Here is a 19,049-nt window from a genome sequence, read left to right on the forward strand (position 1 = left end):
CACGGCGCGACGCACGCGTGGATCCTTGAACGGATCGGAATCGCAGCGCATGTGGAACTGCGAGTGCGAGGCCGTCTTCACGCTGTCGATATTGACGTTCGGGTTGTTGAGTAGGCTAACGCCGGCCACCGCCGAAAGTGAGATGACATCGACCTCACCGCCAAGCAGCGCCAGGATAGCCGATTGATCATCGGAGAAGAATATGAACTCGATGCGCTCCGGCAGCACCTTGTCGCCCCAGTAATCTTCGTTGCGAACGAAGGGGGCGCCGACCTTGGACGTGTATTTCTCCAGCTTGAACGGCCCGGTACCGTCGAAGCTCTTCTCGTAGTCGCCCTTATAGCTCGCCGGGATGCGCGATACTCCTCCCACAGGAGCACCCGAGTTACGCCGCGGCGGCGTAACTCCTTCTCCACATAGGCCCAATCGGGACCGGCCGGCTGGGGCTTTGCGGCGCCGCCTTCGGCGCCGGGAAGAGCAGCAGCTCGAGGCCTTCGTCATCCATCCCTTCAGGCAGCGGCCAGCTCAGCCCGGCAAGACGGGCGCGCCGCAGATAACCATGCACGACGCCATTGCTCACCCCGAGCGTGTGCGCGATGGCACGCTCGCTCAGGGCCTGGACATGCCCTAGACGTAAAACTTCTCTGATCCGGCGCATCGACAATCTCTGGGTTGGCATCAGGCTTCCTCGTTTTGAACGAGGCATCCTGTAGACTGACTGAGTTGTCGGCCGAAGCGTCCCGCACCTCCGAAAAAGGTGCTCACGATCGTCTGAAATCGTTGCTCATGATCCCATGAAATCCGTGCTTATGATGCGGTGACATCCGTGCTCACGATCGCCTGCAATACGCGCGCCAACGGCTACAGCAAAAAATATGCATCCGCCGGCTGGGCGACCTATGACCGGCATTTCTCGGTCTGGACCGAAAGGAACGGGTATCGGGTGGACATGGCGACGCAGCACGATCTCCACCTGCTCCCCGATCTGCTGGATCGCTACCGCTGCGCGGTTATCGTCGGCCACGACGAATATTGGAGCTGGGAGATGCGCGATGCCATCGACCGCTTCGTCGAGCGCGGCGGGCACCTGGTGCGTCTCGGCGCAAGCTTTCTCTGGCAGGTGAGGCTGGAGGATAACGGGCGCAGGCAGGTCTGCTACGAGGGCCGCGACGACGATCCGGTGGCCGAAATGGCCATCTGTGTCGGATGGATCGCCAAAGCTCCGGCAAAGCCAAGCCGCCGCGCACGCACCGCGGCTTCACGAAGTTTATCAGTGTCGGAGAGCTCGCCGATGCTTCCTACGAAGCCTAACGGGAGCAAACCGGCGGCACGGGCAGCAAACAGAACAGAAAGGTTCGGCGTCAACAGAAGGTCGAATTCCGGGGCGCCGCCAACGGCGGCACTGAAGTCTTCAGGACCGAGCGCCATTGCGATCATCCTTGGATCCGCCGACGCAATGGCTGCGAGCCTGTGCAAGGCGCCCGGCGTCTCGATCTGGGCAAGGAACTGGATGCTTCCCAGCGGAAGATTTCTTTCCCGTTCAAGTTCCGATACCGCGTTTGCGATCTCTGATACCCAGTCTGCCGAATCCGTCTTTGGAAGAACCAGTGCATGAACACCCGCCATCACAGCTGCATCGAGACGGCCGCCAAGGCGCGCAAACCACGATTCACGCGGACCAAAACAGATGCGCCGTTGCGGGCCACCTTTGCCACGCATTCAGGAAGCTGCTTCCGTGCCTCGCCCTTCTGATCTTGGGGAACGGAGTCCTCCAGGTCGAGAATGACTCCATCTGCACCCCGCTCATGGGCCGTCTCCACGAAGCGCGATACGTGAGCGGGTACGAAGAGCAGGGATCTCCAGCGTGGTACAGACATCGTGCTTTCAACGACCGGAAAGGTGTCCTTGATCATGTAGTCGCCTCTACGATCAATCTTAGCGAGCGTGACGGCAGTGCGCCTGCTGGATGGCCGATGCGCTGGGATGATCCGAGGTACACAGACTCTTCGTAACTAACGAGCGCACTCACCTTACTCAGACGCGCGCTCACGCTGACGCGGCTTTTGTGCGCAAGCCTGCTCGAACCTCTTCGCGGACTGCCTCGGTATGGGCGCCGAGAGCCGGAACTGGGCGCAGCGAGGGGCGCTCAAAGTTGAAAATCGCCGCCGGGGCTATCGTCTCGACGGTTCCTTCGGGTGTGCCAACCTGCACCCTGCGAATGTGTGGATGCCTTGAAACATCCGCCACTTCGTTCAGTCGACCATATGCCAAGCCGGCCGCCTCAAGCTCCTGCATTGCCTCTTCGCTGGATAGTTCGGAGAAACGCGCTTCAATGATCTCATCAAGTTGCGCACGATGACTGAGGCGCTCCATATTATCGGCAAAACCAGGTGCGCGTGTTAGCTCCGGCTGCTTCAGGAATTTCTCGCAGAAATTTATCCATTCGCGGTCATTCTGAACCGAAAAGATGACCTCTTTGCCGTCGGCACAACGATAGGCACCATACGGCGCAAGCGACGGGTGTTTCACGCCGGCGCGTTCCGTGTGATACCCGCTGTAGTCGTTTTGCAGAACCGGCACGTTCATCCAGTCGGCGACGGCATCGAACAGTGACACCTGGATGCTTGTCCCTTCGCCGGTGACCTCGCGGTGATACAGCGCCTGAAGAATGGCGCTATGCGCTGTCATGCCCGCCGAAATGTCGCAAACCGAGACCGAAGAGATTGCGCAGAGCCGAGAAGATCGCAACGAAGCGTTGCAGTGCTCCTGATGTTCGGAAGCCTTGCATCATCCGCTCCCGTTTTCGCAGCTGCACCTGTGCATTCTCCGCCCGGTTGTTCAATCCCTTATGCGGCCGATGCTCGACGCCGGCATCACCTGTCGCCTGGCTGCTCCATGAGCGCAGCTTGTCGGTGATCATGCGCTTCGGCGCGACGCCTTGCTTCTTCAGCAGCCGCGTTAGCAAGCGCTTGACCGCTTTGGTGTTGCGGCGGTTCTGGACGATCGCGTCGAGCACATTGCCATCCCGGTCGACGGCGCGCCACAACCAGTGTTTCCTGCCGGCGATGGTGATGACGACCTCGTCCAGGTGCCAGACATCGTTTCGGCTGTGCTGCTTGCGGCGCAAGCGGCGAGCGAAATCCGGACCGAACTTGATGCCCCACCGGCGGATTGTCTCATACGAAACCACGATCCCGCGCTCCAGCAGCAAGGGGAACCTGCAGTAGAGCCAGACTGCATTGGCGATGACCTGCGGCGGGTAACTTGAATTTCTGGCGCCAACTGACCTTAGTATCCGCGTTTCATATCGACGATGTTCATCAGCTCCTGGCCACCCATGTATCGCTTCAGGTTGTCGGCAAACACCGAAAAAGACCGCGTCTCGTAGTTGGCCGGATAGCCCGCTGTATGAGGCGTGACGATCACGTTCGGCATCGTCCAGAGGGGACTTGTAGGCGGTAGCGGCTCCTGCTCGAAGACGTCAAGCATGGCGCCGGCAATGGCCCCCCTTTGCAGAGCCTTAATCAACTCCGCTTCAACGATGACGCTCCCTCTCGCGATATTGATGAGGTATGCGTCCGGGCGCATGCAAGCAATCTCGGCGGGCCCAAAGAAGCCCACGGTATCGGGTGTTGCAGGCAGTGCCAAAACGACGAAGTCGCAACGCGGCAACATGTCGACCATGCCATCAGGCGCGAACAGTTCGTCCACACCATCGACCGGAACAGTAACATCCCGCTTCGAGCCGAGAACTATCATACCCGCGCTCTTGGCGCGGCGCGCGATTGTTGCGCCTATGGATCCGAGACCCACGACGCCGATGGTCTTGTCGGAAAGCGGCGATACAGGCCGTGGCCTCCAGCGCTTGTTGGCTTGGTCATGCAGGAAGCCGCGGAAGTCCCAATGCAACATAGTCACAGCGGCCATGACATAGTCCGCGATGACTTCGCCATGAATACCGCGGGCGTTGGTGACAGTGATATGGCCTATGCGGTCCCGGATGGGAAACAGCGAGTCGACGCCCGCGCCGGTGGACTGGAACCAGCGAAGCTTCGACGCCTTATCAAAGACCTCCACTGGAAACCGGAACCCGAGTAGTACTTCCGCTTCTGCTATATGTTTTTCGAGACTTGAGGCGTCGGGCGCTTGAATAACGCGCAGGTCCGGAAAGCGATCCTTTACTAGTTCCGCATAAGCCTTCGCCGACTCCCCACTTATAACAACTGTCGGCCCTTGGATTTCCATAGTAAGTCCTTCTCGATTTTGGAACTTGTTTAGCTCGACTGATTCTTGGCCTCCAACAGAAGCCAGCTATAATAACCGCGAATGCCCGAGCGACTGAACCATCTTAAACTCTCATGGCCTGCGGCGATCCCAATCCGGATTGGCCAGCTGCAACATGTAATGTCAGCAGAAGCGTGTAGAAGCCGAGGCAGTAGATGAAGACAAGCAGAACCCCAGCGATGACGCCCGGAAGGCTGAGCGGAAGGAAAACCGTGAGGAAGGCGGCCAAAGGGCTTGCGCCGTTGGCTCTCACGGCGCGCAACAGCTTTTGGTCGATCCCAGACATGACTGTGGCCATCGGCAAGATCATGAGCGGCATTCGTTGACGATGCCACCGCGCCCAAGAAGGACGATCCAGGCGAATGTCCGCGCCAGCACGCTAGTGAAATAGGGAAGCACCACTGCAATGAGCAGGAACGTGCGCAGCGTTGGTCCTCCTGTCGTCAGAGCGTAGGCGATAGGGTACCCCAGCACGAAGGCGAGCGTGGTCACCGCCAGGCTGATTTCAAGCGTCGTGCGCAATACGGCTGCATAGACCGGGCTGTCGCCGATGCGCAGGTAATGCGTCAGCGTCCAATCCGGCATTCCGAGCGATATCACCAAAAGCCCCGCGAGCGGAACTACAAAGAGCACTGTGAGGTAAACGCCTCCAGGCAGGAGGAGCCAAGCCCAACCTGTCGGCCCGCCCAACGCCGGAGCCCGTACAGGCTCCGGCGCGCCGTTCACTGAGGGAGAGATCAGCCCGCCCGCCATGCCAGCCAACGCTCCTGTAGGTGGTCGATGTTCGTCTTGCCATCGGGGCGGGTGGCTGCAAGCCAAGCTGAATCCTCTAGCACCACATGATGGGCATTCTCAGGGTGTATGCTGAGCAGAGGAACCAGATCGGATGGCAGGTGCTGGAGTTGGTTGACATTTAGGGTATCAACTCCCACCCCTTCGGTAAACCCAGCAGCGATTGCGGCCCTGTTCGCAAAAGCGACCAGCTTCTGTGCGTTCTGGGTATTCGGGCCTCCTTTCAGTACGGTCCAGTACGTGCGGTTGAACGGCGCACCGGCACCCCAAACCATGCGGATGGGGGCATCCTGACCACGGATCGCCACAATCGCGCGGTTAGCGAAAGCGCTGGTTATTACATATTCGCGATTGATGAGCAGCTGGGGGGGCTCACCGCCAGCGGACCACCATTTCGTTACATGCGGCTTGATCTCGTCGAGTTTCTTCAGCGCCCGGTCGACCTTGTCATCGGTCAGCGGCCAAATGTCCGATTTCGCGACGCCATCGGCCAAAAGGGCGAATATTATACTGAACTTGGCGGCGGAGGCATAAAGGCCGCGTGGCCCAGGGAATGCCTCCACGTTCCAGAAATCGACCCAGCTCTTGGGTCCATCTTCTCCGAATGTTCTCTCATCATAGGTGAGCAATTGACCTGACTGAAACGCGGCGACCGCATCGGCAAGGCGGGCGGAATCCGGGACGCCCGTAAGCGACTCGTCGTCCCACAGAGTGTAGTCGATCGGCTCAAACATGCCGGCCTGACTCATAGGGGGATATGCCTGCCCCTGAACGAACGCTGTGTCCCAATCGACCCGCCCAGCTTCGTTCATTGCCTTGACCTGCGGCTCGGAGAAATCGGCCGTCACGTCGACCACCTTGATGCCGGTCACCTCGCTGAAAGGCTCTAAGACCCGTTTGCGAAAACCTTCCGTGAACGAACCGCCAAAAGAAAACACGACGACCTCACCACTTCCGGCGAGCTTGTCCTGTGCGAAGGCGGTGGTTGCCCGAGCAATCGCCGGGACGGCCATCGCGGCTGCCGCCGTCTGGAGCAGGGTCCGACGACTCAAGCCGGACCGCGGAGATCCATGGTTCGTTGATCTAGACATGGCATAACCTTTTCTGGTTCCCCATCAACAGCTGTGAGCGATTGGTCCGCCTAAGGCTGCGAACCGACGACGCCCTTCGAGTAAGCCCCAACAGCGCCTGCCGCAACACTTGGCGGCCGCGAAACAGCACCGCCTCCCTCCACGCCGGGTCATGCGGACAGAAATGTGCACGCAGCGCCTCCGCACCTCGCGACCGAACAAGCTGGTTCGGTCACCGCCGCCATGCGCGTGAAGCCACTGGTTGCCAGCAACACGCGCTGCGCGGCTTCGATGTCATAAGTGCCATATTCCAAGGCGAGATCGAGATATTGGCCGTCGCCGATCAACCGTTCCCAATAGAGCTGGAGCGTGCCTTCGATCGGAATTGAACTGGATGTTCCAAGATCGGCCGAGGTGACGCTGGGACCAAACATGCTCTCTGCAATGTTGTGCGAGGCAATGGCCGACAGATGCTCGCTCTGTAGCTCGCCGTAACCGTAAGGTCCAAGACCCGTATGGACGTTGAGGACCGCAACGAATTTGCGCGTGTTCAGTGCGTAGTCGTGGGCGATGGCATCCAGCGTACGAGCGGACCAGGCTGGCTCGAACCCGCCGAAGAACATCCCGTCAGGATCTACATATTGCCCAGCCTTTCGGGCGACCTGGAAGGCCCGCTCGCCATGCGCGGCCTTGAACACTCGGATGGCTTTCTGTGCGGCCTCGAAGACTGGCCCTTCCAGAGCTGCCGGCACGAATTGCGACCGCAGTTCTTCGTAGCCTGGATTTGAAGGTGTGCCAGCGGCGAAATCGACAAAGTTACGGTTTAAATCGCAGCCCTCCTGCGTTACCCGACGGTCCCAGGCGATACCGTGGGGATTGAGGCCGTGGACGAGGAGAAAGGCCACCCCCGCAGGAAGGCTCGCATCTGCGATCAGTGCAAGCCAGTCCATTTGAATGCCCGATCCGCAATAACCTTCGGGCCCGTGCGTGCCCGAAATAGTGACTAAGACGCATTCGGCATCTGGATCGCCAAGCCACGCGACATCCACCGCAAGTTCTTCCCCATCTGGCCCCGTCAGATGAGGCAGAACATAGGCGCGCGCCTTAGGCAACGCAGCGAGGAACTTCCCGCGAGCCTCCCGGTAGGTCGCTGAAAAAGAGGACTCCACTGAAACGAGGAGGTCTCCCGTTTCCAGCCGATCGGTTAGCGATGGCGCCACTTTGCGACCACCAGGGAAATTACTGTTCAAAGCCAAGGTCTCCGCCGTTTAACTATATTCACGATGGCAACGAACCCACGATCGCATCTGGTCGACTTCGCCTGCTGAGTTTCACGGTCAGTAGCCGCGTCTGAGGTCCACGACATGTGTGTGACCCAGGCCGCGCGCTGTCACTTGCCAACCCAGGATAAAAATTGCACACTGTTGATAGTATGTCAACATCACCAAGTCACATGGTCATATGATGAAAGTAACCTCCGCAACGTCTGGCAACGACTCCTTAGTGGCGCGCCTCAGAGAGGTCCTCTCGCCCGGGGCGTTGCTCTACAATTCATCTGATCGGGCGGCGTTCGAAACCGACTGGCGCCGCCTGCGCTCCAATTCCGCGTTGTGTGTGCTTCAGCCTTCCAGCACGGCCGAGGTGGCGTCATGCCTGCGGCTGTGCGCCGAGGCGGGCGTAGCAGTGGTGCCACAAGGGGGGAACACCGGGCTGGTTGCTGGCGGGGTACCGGTCGCGGGGGTACCCCAGGTGATTTTGTCGCTACGCCGTATGAAAGCGATACGGGCGATGGATACCGTTGGTGACAGTGTGACTGTGGAGGCGGGCGCAACGCTCGCGAGCGTGCAGGAAGCCGCGGCTGAGGCCGGTCGCCTTTTTCCGCTCAGCCTCGCTGCGGAGGGCTCTGCCCAGATTGGCGGAGCGGTCGCCACAAATGCGGGAGGTCTGCAGGTGCTGGCCTATGGATCGATGCGCGCTTTGGTGTTAGGACTCGAGGTGGTATTGCCAGATGGGCGCGTATGGGATGGCCTCAGGACATTGCGTAAGGACAATACCGGTTTTGATCTCAAACAGCTCTTCATCGGATCCGAAGGTACGCTTGGCATCATTACAGCTGCGTCCCTCAAGCTTCTACCTAAGGTGTCTCAGCGAGTGACGGCGCTGGTCGGTGTATCGTGCGTCGGCCGCGCACTAGACCTTTTCCAAATCGCCCGCAGCCGCGTCGGTAGTGCATTGACGTTGTGCGAGTTCATTGCGGGCGAGGCGATGCAGTTGGTGTCGCGACATGTTCCCGACGCTCGCCCCCCTTTCGAGGCGTCGGCTTATCTTTTGCTCGAAATGTCTTCGCCGAACGCTGAGGACTCGCTCGCCGCGGTGATGGAAAGCCTGCTGGAGAAGGCGCTTTCTATCGGTGTGGCCCAAGACGCCGTCATTGCCCAGAGCGGAAGGGAGCGCAGTCAACTCCTGCGTCTGCGCGAGGAGGTCTCTGAGGCGGAACTCGCCGCTGGTGGCGCCGTCAAGCACGATATAGCGGTACCGATCGACTTGATCCCCGAAACCGTGGCTGCCATCGAGGATATGGTTCGAACTCGCTTTCCGGACTGCCGTCCAAATATCTTCGGCCATCTCGGAGACGGCAACCTTCACGTGAATATCCGCCCCCCTGAAGGGTGTAGCGTTGCGGATATCGGTCCGCTGTACGATGCTATCACCCTCGCTGTGGAGGATGTTGCCATGGAACGCCGTGGTAGCTTCAGCGCGGAACACGGCATCGGCCAGATGCGCATTGCCAGTTTGCGGCGTCATAAGGGCGAAGTGGATATCGCACTGATGAGTGCTTTGAAGCGGACAATTGATCCCCATAACATTCTGAATCCGGGCAAGGTCTTGCCCGAAAGCTGAAGAGGAGGTGTGTTTGGCCATCAACGATCGGATGCGCACGACCGCGGAATCCAATGGCCCTGAAGGCGAGCCGGACAGACGGATCGGACGACCGCTACCTTTGGCCGATCGGGTGGTGGCTGCACTGCAGGAGGATATCGAAACTGGGCGTTTTGTAGCGGGGGGACGCCTGCCAACCGAGCCCGAACTCGCCGCCAGCTTTGGTGTCAGCCGTACAGTCATCCGGGAAGCGGTCTCCCGCCTGAAGGCAGATGGGATCTTGGTCAGCCGTCAGGGGGCCGGGGTCTTTGTTAGCGATGCTCCCCTGCAGCGTTCCTTCCGAATCCGGGACGCCGAGGTCGGCAGTGGCGTTGCTCTGCGCGAGATCTTCGAGCTGCGCCTGTGCCTCGAAGTGGAGGGAGCCGGGCTTGCCTCGATCCGCCGTTCGCAAGCCGATCTCGTCGCGCTCAGGCACTGGCTAGAGGAGATGGATCGCACCAAGCTCGGCCAGGATGTGGGCGTCGCCGCAGACATCGAGTTTCACCGTGCTGTCGCGGCAGCAAGCGGCAATGGCAAGGTCGCGGACTTCCAGCGTTACCTGTCCCTGCTGCTCAACCAAAGCGTGACGATCGCCCGCATTAATACTCTGAAGCAACGAGGGCCGGCGCACGTCGATGGTGTCATCGGTGAACACCGCGACATCTTTCATGCCATCGATGCCGGTTCGGCCGCTGACGCACGTAGTGCCATGCGCCGCCACCTTCTGCAGGCTGCGATGCGGCTCGGCGTCATGGAGGGAAAAGAAGTGGTGATGCTGTCTTAGCCCCTGATCCTTTAGCCGCTGACGGAACGGCTTAAACCGAGTCCTTGGGTACGACCTGCCCCCGCAGCCTGCAGTAGCAGCCGGATATGGATTGGCGATGCGCAAGGCTTCGGGTATCCCCGCGGTCACGGCCGTCTTGCTGAGGTAGGCTGAAGGCTGCAAGTCCTAGTGGAAGCACTAGGAGTAGCCCTGTGACGAAGCATCAGATTGAAGTGATCACGTCGGTCGAGCGGCGCCGGCGCTGGTCTCGGGAGGAGAAGGAGCGGCTGGTCGCGGCGACGTTTGAGCCTGGGGCTAGTGTTTCCGAGACCGCGCGATCGGCTGGCATTCATGTGAGCCAGCTTTTCCGGTGGCGCAAGGAACTCTGCCAGATCTCCGCGCCGTCCGTGCCGCAACTCGTTGCCGTGGAAGTCGTCGAGGCGCTGCCAGCGCGCAATCGCCAGCGCAGCCACCGCCGATCTCCAGACCGCGCAAGAAGAGCAGCATGGTGACGATCGAGCTTGGCGGCGCCCGCCGCCTGCGGGTCGAGAGTGATATCGATAACGAGGCGCTCGGCCGGATCCTGGATGTGCTGGAGCGGCGATGATCCCGGTCCCGAACGGTGTGAAGGTCTGGCTCGCCACTGGCTATACGGATATGCGCAAGGGCTTCCCCGGCCTGTCGCTAATGGTGCAGGAGACATTGAAGCGCGATCCGCACACCGGTCACCTGTTCTGTTTCCGCGGGCGGCAGGGTGGCTTGATCAAGGTGATCTGGCATGACGGCCAGGGTGCCTGCCTGTTCACGAAGAAGCTCGAGCGTGGCCGGTTCATCTGGCCATCGGCCGATGGCACGGTGGTGATCACGCCCGCGCAGCTCGGCTATTTGCTAGAAGGCATCGACTGGCGGATGCCGCAAAAAACCTGGCGCCCGAGCTCGGCGGGATGAGCAAAACCGCTGGCTTGGCGGGAGCGAATATGATTCCATCGCGCCATGACTGATGTGGCCGATCAGCTTCCCGGTGACCTTGCCAGTGCGCACGCGATGATCCTCGCCGAGCGTGCGACCCGCCGTGAGGCGCAAGCGCTCGCCGCTCGCGCGCAAGCCTTGAACTCGCACTCCGATGTGCTGATCGCGCGGCTCAGGCTGGAGATAGAGAAGCTGAAGCGCGAGATCCATGGCAGCCGCTCCGAACGCAAGGCGAGGCTTCTCCAACAGATGGAATTGCAACTTGAGGAGTTGGAAGCCGACGCCAGCCAGGACGAATTGGCGGCGGAACTGACAGCGCGGTCATCGACAGTCCGAGCTTTCGAGCGCAAGCGCCCGTCGCGCAAGCCCTTTCCCGACCATCTGCCACGTGAGCGCGTGGTCATCGCCGCACCCCGGAACTGCCCGTGCTGCGGCTCGGGCAGGCTGGCCAAGCTTGGCGAGGACATTACCGAGACGCTGGAGGTGATCCCGCGCCAGTGGAAGTGATCCAGACCGTGCGCGAGAAGTTCACCTGCCGCGAATGCGAGAAGATCTCGCAGCCGCCGGCGCCCTTCCATGTGACGCCGCGCGGCTTTGCCGGACCGAACCTTTTGGCGATGGTCCTGTTCGAGAAGTTCGCCCAGCATCAACCGCTGAACCGGCAGAGCGAGCGCTATGCCCGCGAGGGCGTCGAACTCAGCCTGTCGGCGCTTGCGGACCAGGTCGGCGCTTGTGCCGTGGCGCTGAAGCCGGTGCACGCGCTGATCGAGGCGCATGTGCTTGCCGCTGATCGTCTCCATGCCGACGACACGACCGTGCCGATCCTGGCGAAGGGCAAGATCGATACAGGCCGCATCTGGACCTATGTCAGGGATGACCGGCGTTCGGCGGGCAATCGCCACCGGCGGCGCTCTACTTATGCTTCGGGCGATCGGCGGCAGGAGCATCCCGAGCGTCATTTGAGGAACTTCACCGGCATTCTGCAGGCCGATGCCTATGGCGGTTACAATCCGCTGTTCAAGGTGGACCGCGATCCCAGTCCGCTGACCCAGGCGCTGTGCTGGGCGCATGCGCGCCGCAAGTTCTTCGTACTTGCCGACATCGCGCCAATGCCAAGCGTGGCAAGAACGCCGCGCCGATCTCACCGATCGCGCTCGAGGCGGTCAAACGCATCGACGCCCTGTTTGGTATCGAGCGCGACATCAACGGAGTCGTCTCCGACGAACGTCTGCAACGACGGCAGGAAAGCCGTCTTCTCGTCACCGAACTTGAGGCCTGGATGCGGGCAGAGCGGGCAAGACTGTCGCGCAGCTCTCCGGTCGCCGAGCCAATCGACTATATGCTGAAGCGCTGGGAAGGATTCACGACCTTCCTCGGCGATGGCCGGATTTGCCTCACCAACAACGCGGCCGAACGCGCGCTGCGTGGTTTTGCGAAGACTGATTCATTATGCACCCCTTTTCAAATGGCGGAAAACAGCGATTCCTGGTTGTCGTCGTGGATGCGACGCGGAGTATTGCGCGCCAAATCGGCCTTGATCCGTTCGTCTTCGAGGTCGCTGGCGCGGATCTGGTAGGGCGCGCCGCGCATGACCTGCTCGGCGGGCAAGAGGCCATCCCTGATGAACCGGCGGATTTTGACGTGCGACACGCCGAGCTTCGCGGCGGCATCCGACATGGTGAGCCACTCGCCATTCTTGTCGGAAGAGCGATAGCCGCTGATCTTGTGCACCGTGCGCAGCGATTGGACGCGACGCGCGGTCCAGGTCTTTCCCTGACCGGTTTGCATGCCCATGCGGTTGAGTGTGGCAGCGATTTCGGCATCCGACCACCGGGTTGCCATGGATCGCATGATCGCCAGAGCCTCCTCAGGCGTACGCTGGCCATGCTCTCCGGATTTGGGCTTGCGAACCCGTACCTGCGAGTGCTGGCCTCCGTGCCAGTGGATGGTCAGGATCACATCGCGCGCGTCGTCATCGACGTCCGCCACAATGTCCTTGATGAGCGCGCGCAGCAGTTGCTGACGGCAGCGCATATCGACACCCGGCGCGTTCCAGATGGCCTCGAGATTCTGGGCGAGGCCCGTGAAGTCCGGAACCGCGTCGACAGGCTCCACACGCTGGACTTCGCTCAGCCGGGCCTCGCAGGTCTCCACGCGCCTGAGCGTGGCTTCCCAACTCCTCTCGAGCTGGGCCGCAATAAGCCGGTTCTCCGGGTCGCAAGCGGCATAGCGGCGCTCGGCGAGCGATGCCTCATAGCGCGCCTGCTGCAGGTCCATCTCGATCATCTGCCGCCGCTTGGCTTCGCTCTCCAGCTGCATCCGTTCAGCCTCCAACGCCGCTTCGATCGCCATCGGCGCAACCGCCTCCAGCGCTTCGCGGGTCACCGCCGCGTCGGTGCGAAAGCCGTTGAACGACATGCATCGCGCCTGTGCCATCATGAGGTTGCCGCGCTCGCAGCGATATACCGGATAACCCTGGCCGCGTCCGGCATACATGACAACCAGTCTTCGCCCGCATCGACCACAGGAGATGAGACCCGGGAGCAGCGCGCGACCGCCGCGGCCCGACTTGACACCGCCGGCTTTGCCATAAGCGTTGGCCGCGAGCAGTTCCTGGTTCCGTTCGTACTCGCTCCATCCGATGTAGCCTTCGTGATGGTCCTTGAGCACCACCGCCGACTCGCTAGCCGGCTTGTAATGGCCATAGCTCTTGCGAACGCGGCCATCGACGATCTCAGTGCGCTTCTCGCTCCTACCATAGACATAGGCGCCGGCGTAGAATGGGTTCTTCAGGATCGAGATCACGTTGCGGTAGCGGATCGGAACCCAGTCGAAGGACACCATCTTCTTGCCGTCGGAGGGTCTGGGGAAATGCACGCCATCGTCGATCATCGAGATCAGGACCTGGCGCGCACTGCCGAGTTCGCGGAAGCGCGCGAATATCAGGCGAATGGTCTCCTGCAGGCGCTTGTCGGGATCGAACCCGAGACCGTAATCGCGGTGCCAGACATAGCCGAAGGGCACGGAGATGCGCAGTTCTCCGCGCTGTGCCTTGGCGCGGGCGGCCTCGTACATGCGGGCACGCAGCACGCCGAGCTCGAACCCGCTGATGCTGCCCTTCATACCGAGCAGCAGGCGGTCGTTCGGCAATCGCGGATCGTAGACTCCGTCCAGATCGATCACGCGTGCATCGACTTCGCCGCACAACTCGAGCAGCCGATGCCAGTCCGGCCCGTTGCGCGACAGGCGGGACGCCTCCCGGCAAAGCACGGCGCCCACATGGCCGGTGCACAAATCATCGACCAGGCGCTCGAAACCGGGACGCTCCACAGCCCCGCTTGCGGTTCGTCCCAGATCCTCGTCGATCACCTCTACTTTGCGGAATCCCCAGCGCCGCGCGACGTCGACAAGCTCATATTGCCGACGCTGGCTCTCAAGGTTGAGCTGGACCTGCGCCTGAGTGGACTGACGCACATAGACGACGGCCTTGCGCTTGAGTACGGACGCATTCAGCCTAAAGCGCCGCAGTAACCTGAATCTCGACCGTATATCCCGATCCTGCTAGCGCGGCCTCAACGCAGGCCCGACAAGGTGTTCTTCCCGGCACCACCCAATTGTCCCATACTCGGTTCATCTCTGCGAATGTAGACATGTCGGACAGCCAGATCGTTGCCGTCAGTAACTTGCCCTTTTCTGTTCCCGCTACAGCCAACAGATCCTCAATCTTGGCCAGAATGTCGGCTGTCTGGTCAGCAACTGGCCTTCCGGGGGCACGCAGCGCCACTATGCCCGCGGTATAGACCATGTCACCGAAAACCGTCATTTGGCTCATGCGAGGACCAACTTCGTAGCGCGTTATTTTTTCCATATGCAGACCTTTCTGATGAAGTGAAATAACATGATGGCCCATCCAAAAACACCAGCGGCCAGCGTGCTAGAACTTACGGGAGATTTTCTTGCATTTTGCCGGTGCTAGCCTTGGAACTACGGATCAACATCAACCAGTAGCGCGAGCAACACCGTCGCTTACTCGGCTAGTTAGTGAGAATCGTTGCATCGGTCGCGGCCCATCTCACGCGGCAACTCGAGCCGATAGTCGGAATTTGGTCGCCCGACTGGTTGAGTACTTTCGATGTTAGCCGCAGCCCAGAGTCCGTTTCGCATTCAATGACTGTTGCGTCGCCGACATAAGTGGAGTCGACAACGGTCCCCTGGGGGCCGGAAGCCATCCCGACATCACCCAAATCGAGACGAACGTGTTCCGGTCTTATGCAAAGCATGGCTTCCATGTCGTCGCCATCCCATCGCGTGGCCTCGAGACGCCTCCCATCCGAACTGTAGGCGACGCCGCCCTTAAGCTTTACCGGAACAAGGTTCGCTTCACCCACAAAGCTCGCGACGAAGAGCTCGGCGGGCCGCCTGTAGATGTCGCGCGGTGAGGAGGCCTGCCTGATGCGGCCCTCATGCATAACGGCAACACGATCGGACATGGCCAGCGCCTCCTCCTGGTCATGCGTGACGTAGATCATCGTCTTGCCGACGTCCTTGTGCAGCGCCTTTATCTCCGTCCTTAGATGTTGGCGCAGCTTCTTGTCCAAGGCCCCAAGAGGCTCGTCCAGAAGCAGCACGGGAGGATCGAAGACCAAAGCGCGGCCAATTGCTACGCGTTGTTGCTGACCACCCGATAGCTGGTGGGGGTAGCGGGCAGCCAGTGCGCCAAGCTGCACCTGTTCGAGGACCCGTTTGACGCTGTTTTCGACCGCTGTCTTCCCCATGCGGCGCATACGCAAAGGGTACGCCACGTTTTCGGCGACCGTCATGTGGGGAAAGAGCGCATAGTTCTGGAAAATGACGCCGAGCTCACGGCGATGCGAAGGCAGGCGGGTTATGTCTTTTCCGTCCAGCAGAATCTGGCCGCTGTCGGGAACTGTGAAGCCGGCGATCATCATCAGCGTAGTGGTCTTGCCCGATCCGCTGGGGCCGAGTAGCGACACGAATTCGCCGGGCAATACTTCAAGGCTGACGTCGTCGACGGCGACGGCGCTGCCGTACCGTTTTCCCAAGCTGCGGAGCGTGATGCCGCCCGTCTTTACGACGGCAGTGTCGTGTATGGCTTTCAGCATTCCAGCTCCCGCGAGTAATCAGAGACAATCTCCGCGCCGGTCTCGGTGACGAGCACTGTGGCGCTGAAGCCTACGCTGATGTTCGGCTCGGGGAACAGCACCGGCACGATATGGAATACCATGCCTGGGTGCAGGACGCGGGGATCTCCGTCCTTTAGGTCCATGACCCATCCTTCACCCCAGCCCGGGCAGATGCCAACGCCCACGGAGTAGCCGGTTCTATTGAGAAAGGCATGGGCGAGACCAGCGCGAGCCACAGTGCCACGACACGCAGCATCGACTTCTCCACTTGTTACGCCCGGCCTCATGGCCGCGATCGCCGCGGCGAGCGCGGCCTTTGAAGTATCGGCTGCCCGACGGACGCTGTCGCTCGGTTTTCCCAGGCACCAGGTCCGCATCAAGGCTGCACTGTATCGCTTCCAGTTTCCGGATCCCTCGACGATGACCAGATCGCCTTTTTCGATGCATCGGCCAGCCCAGGTAGCGTGCGGAAGTGCCGTTCGCGGGCCGGAAGCGATATAAGGGGCACTGCCCATATATTCACTACCAGCCGAGATGGCAGCATGATGGAAAGCTGCGGCCACATCGTTCTCAGTACGCCCCGGACGCGCAGCTTCATGTGCGGCCTTGAACCCTGCGGACAACGTCTCAGCTGCGCGGCGAATGTAAGCGATCTCCTGCGGGGACTTGATGGCCCGGCATCTTTCCAGAATTGTAGAAGCATTAACAAAGTTGGTGCCGGGCAGCGCAGCGCGGAGCGTTTCGTAGGCGTTCACCGTAAGGAACATGGAGTTGGCATCCACGCCAACGGTCTTTCCCAAAGCGCCCAAATCGACCAGCGCTCTTGCAAGTACCTCGGCCGGAACATCCGTGTCTTGCCATATGGCAGCGTTCCGGTAATAGGACAGACGCTCGACATTGGCTTGCTCGTAGCGACGCACGACGAGGATCGGATCGCTAGTATGCGTCAGGACAAGCGCCTGAAAAACGTAGTATCCTTTGGTAATGAAGCCCGAGAGATAGTAGATGTTTTCGGGCGAACTGAGCACGAGGTAGTCGAGCCCGCGCTCGGTCATTGCCCGCCGGCAAGCCGCAAGGCGGGCATCGAATTCTCCCGGGGTGAAGGGCAGTTGGTCGATCGCGTCCAACGGTAGCAGTTGCGAGGCTGTGAGCATTGCTTATTCTTTCTGCTGCGAGCTTTCAATCTTAGCCGTCACGTATTCTTTCGACGCCCCAGGAGGGCACCTACGATGATGACGATCGCCGCGAGCGCCGTCTGCAGCGTAGCCACCGCCGAAATGATCGGATTGACGTCCTGTTTGATCCCTTCCCACATACGCATAGGCAAGGTGTTGACCGTGCCTATGCCAAGGAACAGCACGTATATGACGTCGTCGAACGAGGTCAGGAAGGCGAAGAAGGCGGCGACGATGAGAGCCGGCATAATCAGCGGGGCGAGGATAGTGCGGAAGGTGGCTAAGGGCCCCGCACCAAGACTGCGGGCCGCACGCTCGCAGGCCGGATTGAGGTCGCGCAGATTGGCAACCACGATCACGACCACGAAGGGGATTGCGTGGACCGCGTGGCCAAGCGCCAGTCCGAACTCGGTACCCTGAAGCCCAACCTGCACCAGCAGGAAATAGGTCGCAACCGCCACGACAATAGTCGGCATAATTATAGGCGAGAGCACGAGCGCAACCATCGCTCCGCGACCGCGGATTCGACCGCGTGAGAGGCCGAGGGCGAGCATGGCGCCGAGGACCGTCGCCATGCCAGCCGCCAACAGGGCAACACGGATGCTGGTAAAGGTCGCTTCTATCCACGAAGCACTGGAAGCATAAGCCTGGTAGTTACGAAGTGAGTAGCCAGGCACGGGGAACACGAAATAGGGCGAGGAGCTGAACGAAAGATAGGCCACAATCAGCACGGGAAGCAGCAGAAGCGTGGCGAGGATGACCGCCAGGATGGGTATGCCGCGTCCGCCGAATGACGGGAGCCAGCGGTCGAGCGCATTTGCTGCGGAGCCGACATGCATCAGCCAGCGCGCCCCCATTTGGCGGGCAGCAGCATCCCTCCCAATCCCATCGGAGAACCCCAAAAGCTGCTGGATGGGGAATAAGCGCGAGCCGATCCACAATATCACCAAAACGGTCACGAGGAGCACCACGGAAAGGGCGGAACCGAAGTTCCAGTTGAGCTGGTCTACGACCTGAGTGCTGATCGCCATAGTTATAGTGAGATCAGCCAAACCGCCGAGCAATGCCGGCGTGATGTAGAAGCCGAGGCAGTAGATGAAGACAAGCAGAACCCCAGCGATGACGCCCGGAAGGCTGAGCGGAAGGAAAACCGTGAGGAACGCGGCCAAAGGGCTTGCGCCGTTGGCTCTCGCGGCGCGCAACAGCTTTTGGTCGATCCCAGACATGACCGTGGCCATCGGCAAGATCATGAGCGGCATGATGATGTGGGTCATGCCGATTATCACGCCGAAGCGGTTGTACAGCATGGTAATCGGTTGAGAGATCAGACCAAGTTGGAGCAGGATTTCGTTGACGATGCCACCGCGCCCAAGAAGGACGATCCAGGCGAATGTCCGCGCCAGCACGCTAGTGAAATAGGGAAGCACCACTGCAATGAGCAGGAACGTGCGCAGCGTTGGTCCTCCTGTCGTCAGAGCGTAGGCGATAGGGTACCCCAGCACGAAGGCGAGCGTGGTCACCGCCAGGCTGATTTCAAGCGTCGTGCGCAATACGGCTGCATAGACCGGGCTGTCGCCGATGCGCAGGTAATGCGTCAGCGTCCAATCCGGCATTCCGAGCGATATCACCAAAAGCCCCGCGAGCGGAACTACAAAGAGCACTGTGAGGTAAACGCCTCCAGGCAGGAGGAGCCAAGCCCAACCTGTCGGCCCGCCCAACGCCGGAGCCCGTACAGGCTCCGGCGCGCCGTTCACTGAGGGAGAGATCAGCCCGCCCGCCATGCCAGCCAACGCTCCTGTAGGTGGTCGATGTTCGTCTTGCCATCGGGGCGGGTGGCTGCAAGCCAAGCTGAATCCTCTAGCACCACATGATGGGCATTCTCAGGGTGTATGCTGAGCAGAGGAACCAGATCGGATGGCAGGTGCTGGAGCTG

Annotated in this window: 18 protein-coding genes and 4 pseudogenes; 6 read left to right on the forward strand and 16 right to left on the reverse strand. The window is 60.6% G+C overall.

Annotation, left to right across the window (positions count from 1 at the left end; all coding sequences use genetic code 11):
- Both EN853_RS31855 and EN853_RS34250 read right to left on the reverse strand, forming a co-directional pair.
- Positions 1-372 (reverse strand): ABC transporter substrate-binding protein (locus EN853_RS31855; protein WP_245517250.1); only part of this gene is annotated, 372 nt, incomplete at its 3' end.
- Positions 354-679, reverse strand: a pseudogene (locus tag EN853_RS34250) (IS21 family transposase); the annotation flags it as partial. The gene EN853_RS31855 and the pseudogene EN853_RS34250, both read right to left, overlap by 19 nt.
- 147 nt (positions 680-826) lie before the next feature.
- On the opposite strand from EN853_RS34250, the pseudogene EN853_RS34955 reads away from it, so the two are divergent.
- A pseudogene (locus EN853_RS34955) lies at positions 827-1,126 on the forward strand (N,N-dimethylformamidase beta subunit family domain-containing protein); the annotation flags it as partial.
- A 29-nt stretch (positions 1,127-1,155) separates the two neighbouring features.
- Here the strand turns inward: EN853_RS34955 and EN853_RS31860 are convergent.
- The 9 genes and pseudogenes from EN853_RS31860 to EN853_RS31895 form a co-directional block, all read right to left on the reverse strand.
- Positions 1,156-1,719 (reverse strand): aldolase/citrate lyase family protein, encoded by a 564-nt coding sequence (locus EN853_RS31860; protein ID WP_348631621.1) that lies wholly within the window; start codon positions 1,717-1,719, stop codon positions 1,156-1,158.
- Positions 1,626-1,913: an aldolase/citrate lyase family protein gene (locus tag EN853_RS35210; RefSeq protein WP_281033644.1), complete on the reverse strand. Its 288-nt coding sequence runs from the start codon at positions 1,911-1,913 to the stop codon at positions 1,626-1,628. The genes EN853_RS31860 and EN853_RS35210 overlap by 94 nt, the downstream gene beginning before the upstream one ends.
- Before the next feature lie 133 nt (positions 1,914-2,046).
- A pseudogene (locus tag EN853_RS31865) lies at positions 2,047-2,715 on the reverse strand (CaiB/BaiF CoA-transferase family protein); the annotation flags it as partial.
- Positions 2,675-3,295 (reverse strand): IS6 family transposase, encoded by a 621-nt coding sequence (locus EN853_RS31870; protein ID WP_127863029.1) that lies wholly within the window; start codon positions 3,293-3,295, stop codon positions 2,675-2,677. The pseudogene EN853_RS31865 and the gene EN853_RS31870, both read right to left, overlap by 41 nt.
- Positions 3,289-4,245 (reverse strand): D-2-hydroxyacid dehydrogenase, encoded by a 957-nt coding sequence (locus EN853_RS31875; protein WP_127863030.1) that lies wholly within the window; start codon positions 4,243-4,245, stop codon positions 3,289-3,291. The genes EN853_RS31870 and EN853_RS31875 overlap by 7 nt, the downstream gene beginning before the upstream one ends.
- A gap of 103 nt (positions 4,246-4,348) precedes the next feature.
- Positions 4,349-4,582 (reverse strand): ABC transporter permease subunit, encoded by a 234-nt coding sequence (locus EN853_RS31880; protein WP_167508688.1) that lies wholly within the window; start codon positions 4,580-4,582, stop codon positions 4,349-4,351.
- An 8-nt stretch (positions 4,583-4,590) separates the two neighbouring features.
- Positions 4,591-4,884, reverse strand: a complete 294-nt coding sequence (locus EN853_RS31885) for a hypothetical protein (RefSeq protein ID WP_135856005.1) — start codon at positions 4,882-4,884, stop codon at positions 4,591-4,593.
- A gap of 137 nt (positions 4,885-5,021) precedes the next feature.
- Positions 5,022-6,089: an ABC transporter substrate-binding protein gene (locus EN853_RS31890; RefSeq protein ID WP_165349972.1), complete on the reverse strand. Its 1,068-nt coding sequence runs from the start codon at positions 6,087-6,089 to the stop codon at positions 5,022-5,024.
- A gap of 227 nt (positions 6,090-6,316) precedes the next feature.
- Complete coding sequence (locus EN853_RS31895; RefSeq protein WP_165349971.1) at positions 6,317-7,396, reverse strand: DUF2817 domain-containing protein; 1,080 nt, start codon at positions 7,394-7,396, stop codon at positions 6,317-6,319.
- A 211-nt stretch (positions 7,397-7,607) separates the two neighbouring features.
- Between EN853_RS31895 and EN853_RS31900 the strand changes: the two genes are divergently transcribed.
- The 5 genes and pseudogenes from EN853_RS31900 to EN853_RS31920 all read left to right on the forward strand — a co-directional run.
- Positions 7,608-9,047 (forward strand): FAD-binding oxidoreductase, encoded by a 1,440-nt coding sequence (locus tag EN853_RS31900; RefSeq protein ID WP_245454729.1) that lies wholly within the window; start codon positions 7,608-7,610, stop codon positions 9,045-9,047.
- 13 nt (positions 9,048-9,060) lie between these two features.
- Positions 9,061-9,849 (forward strand): FadR/GntR family transcriptional regulator, encoded by a 789-nt coding sequence (locus EN853_RS31905; protein ID WP_127862970.1) that lies wholly within the window; start codon positions 9,061-9,063, stop codon positions 9,847-9,849.
- Positions 9,850-10,040: 191 nt separating this feature from the next.
- On the forward strand, positions 10,041-10,340 hold the full coding sequence (locus tag EN853_RS31910; RefSeq protein WP_245454728.1) for a transposase: 300 nt from the start codon (positions 10,041-10,043) through the stop codon (positions 10,338-10,340).
- Between the two features lie 91 nt (positions 10,341-10,431).
- Positions 10,432-10,776 (forward strand): IS66 family insertion sequence element accessory protein TnpB, encoded by a 345-nt coding sequence (tnpB, locus tag EN853_RS31915; RefSeq protein ID WP_127862972.1) that lies wholly within the window; start codon positions 10,432-10,434, stop codon positions 10,774-10,776.
- A gap of 96 nt (positions 10,777-10,872) precedes the next feature.
- Positions 10,873-12,226: pseudogene (locus tag EN853_RS31920) on the forward strand (IS66 family transposase); the annotation flags it as partial.
- Between the two features lie 32 nt (positions 12,227-12,258).
- Here EN853_RS31920 and EN853_RS31925 read toward each other — a convergent pair.
- The 5 genes from EN853_RS31925 to EN853_RS31945 all read right to left on the reverse strand — a co-directional run bounded on the left by EN853_RS31925 (position 12,259) and on the right by EN853_RS31945 (position 18,897).
- Positions 12,259-14,271, reverse strand: a complete 2,013-nt coding sequence (locus EN853_RS31925; protein WP_245454727.1) for a recombinase family protein — start codon at positions 14,269-14,271, stop codon at positions 12,259-12,261.
- Between the two features lie 40 nt (positions 14,272-14,311).
- Complete coding sequence (locus tag EN853_RS31930) at positions 14,312-14,665, reverse strand: RidA family protein (protein WP_127862978.1); 354 nt, start codon at positions 14,663-14,665, stop codon at positions 14,312-14,314.
- Positions 14,666-14,831: 166 nt separating this feature from the next.
- The gene (locus EN853_RS31935; RefSeq protein ID WP_127862974.1) at positions 14,832-15,920 is read right to left on the reverse strand and encodes an ABC transporter ATP-binding protein; all 1,089 of its coding nucleotides are present in this window, start codon (positions 15,918-15,920) and stop codon (positions 14,832-14,834) included.
- Entirely contained in the window at positions 15,914-17,095 is a 1,182-nt protein-coding gene (locus EN853_RS31940) for a Xaa-Pro peptidase family protein (RefSeq protein WP_127862975.1), read from the reverse strand. The genes EN853_RS31935 and EN853_RS31940 overlap by 7 nt, the downstream gene beginning before the upstream one ends.
- Positions 17,096-17,133: 38 nt before the next feature.
- On the reverse strand, positions 17,134-18,897 hold the full coding sequence (locus EN853_RS31945) for an ABC transporter permease subunit (protein ID WP_128357065.1): 1,764 nt from the start codon (positions 18,895-18,897) through the stop codon (positions 17,134-17,136).
- Positions 18,898-19,049 lie beyond the last annotated feature (152 nt).

Origin of the sequence: Mesorhizobium sp. M1C.F.Ca.ET.210.01.1.1 (assembly GCF_004791585.1) — a bacterium.
Lineage (GTDB): Bacteria > Pseudomonadota > Alphaproteobacteria > Rhizobiales > Rhizobiaceae > Mesorhizobium.

Bases quoted from the DNA above. Each gene is read 5' to 3' on its own strand.
- EN853_RS31875 (WP_127863030.1), bottom strand. From the start codon at position 4,245: ATGGAAATCCAAGGGCCGACAGTTGTTATAAGTGGGGAGTCGGCGAAG.
- EN853_RS35210 (WP_281033644.1), bottom strand. From the start codon at position 1,913: ATGATCAAGGACACCTTTCCGGTCGTTGAAAGCACGATGTCTGTACCA.
- EN853_RS31880 (WP_167508688.1), bottom strand. From the start codon at position 4,582: ATGGCCACAGTCATGTCTGGGATCGACCAAAAGCTGTTGCGCGCCGTG.
- EN853_RS31890 (WP_165349972.1), bottom strand. From the start codon at position 6,089: ATGGCCGTCCCGGCGATTGCTCGGGCAACCACCGCCTTCGCACAGGAC.
- EN853_RS31930 (WP_127862978.1), bottom strand. From the start codon at position 14,665: ATGGAAAAAATAACGCGCTACGAAGTTGGTCCTCGCATGAGCCAAATG.
- EN853_RS31940 (WP_127862975.1), bottom strand. From the start codon at position 17,095: ATGCTCACAGCCTCGCAACTGCTACCGTTGGACGCGATCGACCAACTG.
- EN853_RS31900 (WP_245454729.1), top strand. From the start codon at position 7,608: ATGATGAAAGTAACCTCCGCAACGTCTGGCAACGACTCCTTAGTGGCG.
- EN853_RS31860 (WP_348631621.1), bottom strand. From the start codon at position 1,719: ATGCGTGGCAAAGGTGGCCCGCAACGGCGCATCTGTTTTGGTCCGCGT.
- EN853_RS31935 (WP_127862974.1), bottom strand. From the start codon at position 15,920: ATGCTGAAAGCCATACACGACACTGCCGTCGTAAAGACGGGCGGCATC.
- tnpB (WP_127862972.1), top strand. From the start codon at position 10,432: ATGATCCCGGTCCCGAACGGTGTGAAGGTCTGGCTCGCCACTGGCTAT.
- EN853_RS31945 (WP_128357065.1), bottom strand. From the start codon at position 18,897: ATGGCGGGCGGGCTGATCTCTCCCTCAGTGAACGGCGCGCCGGAGCCT.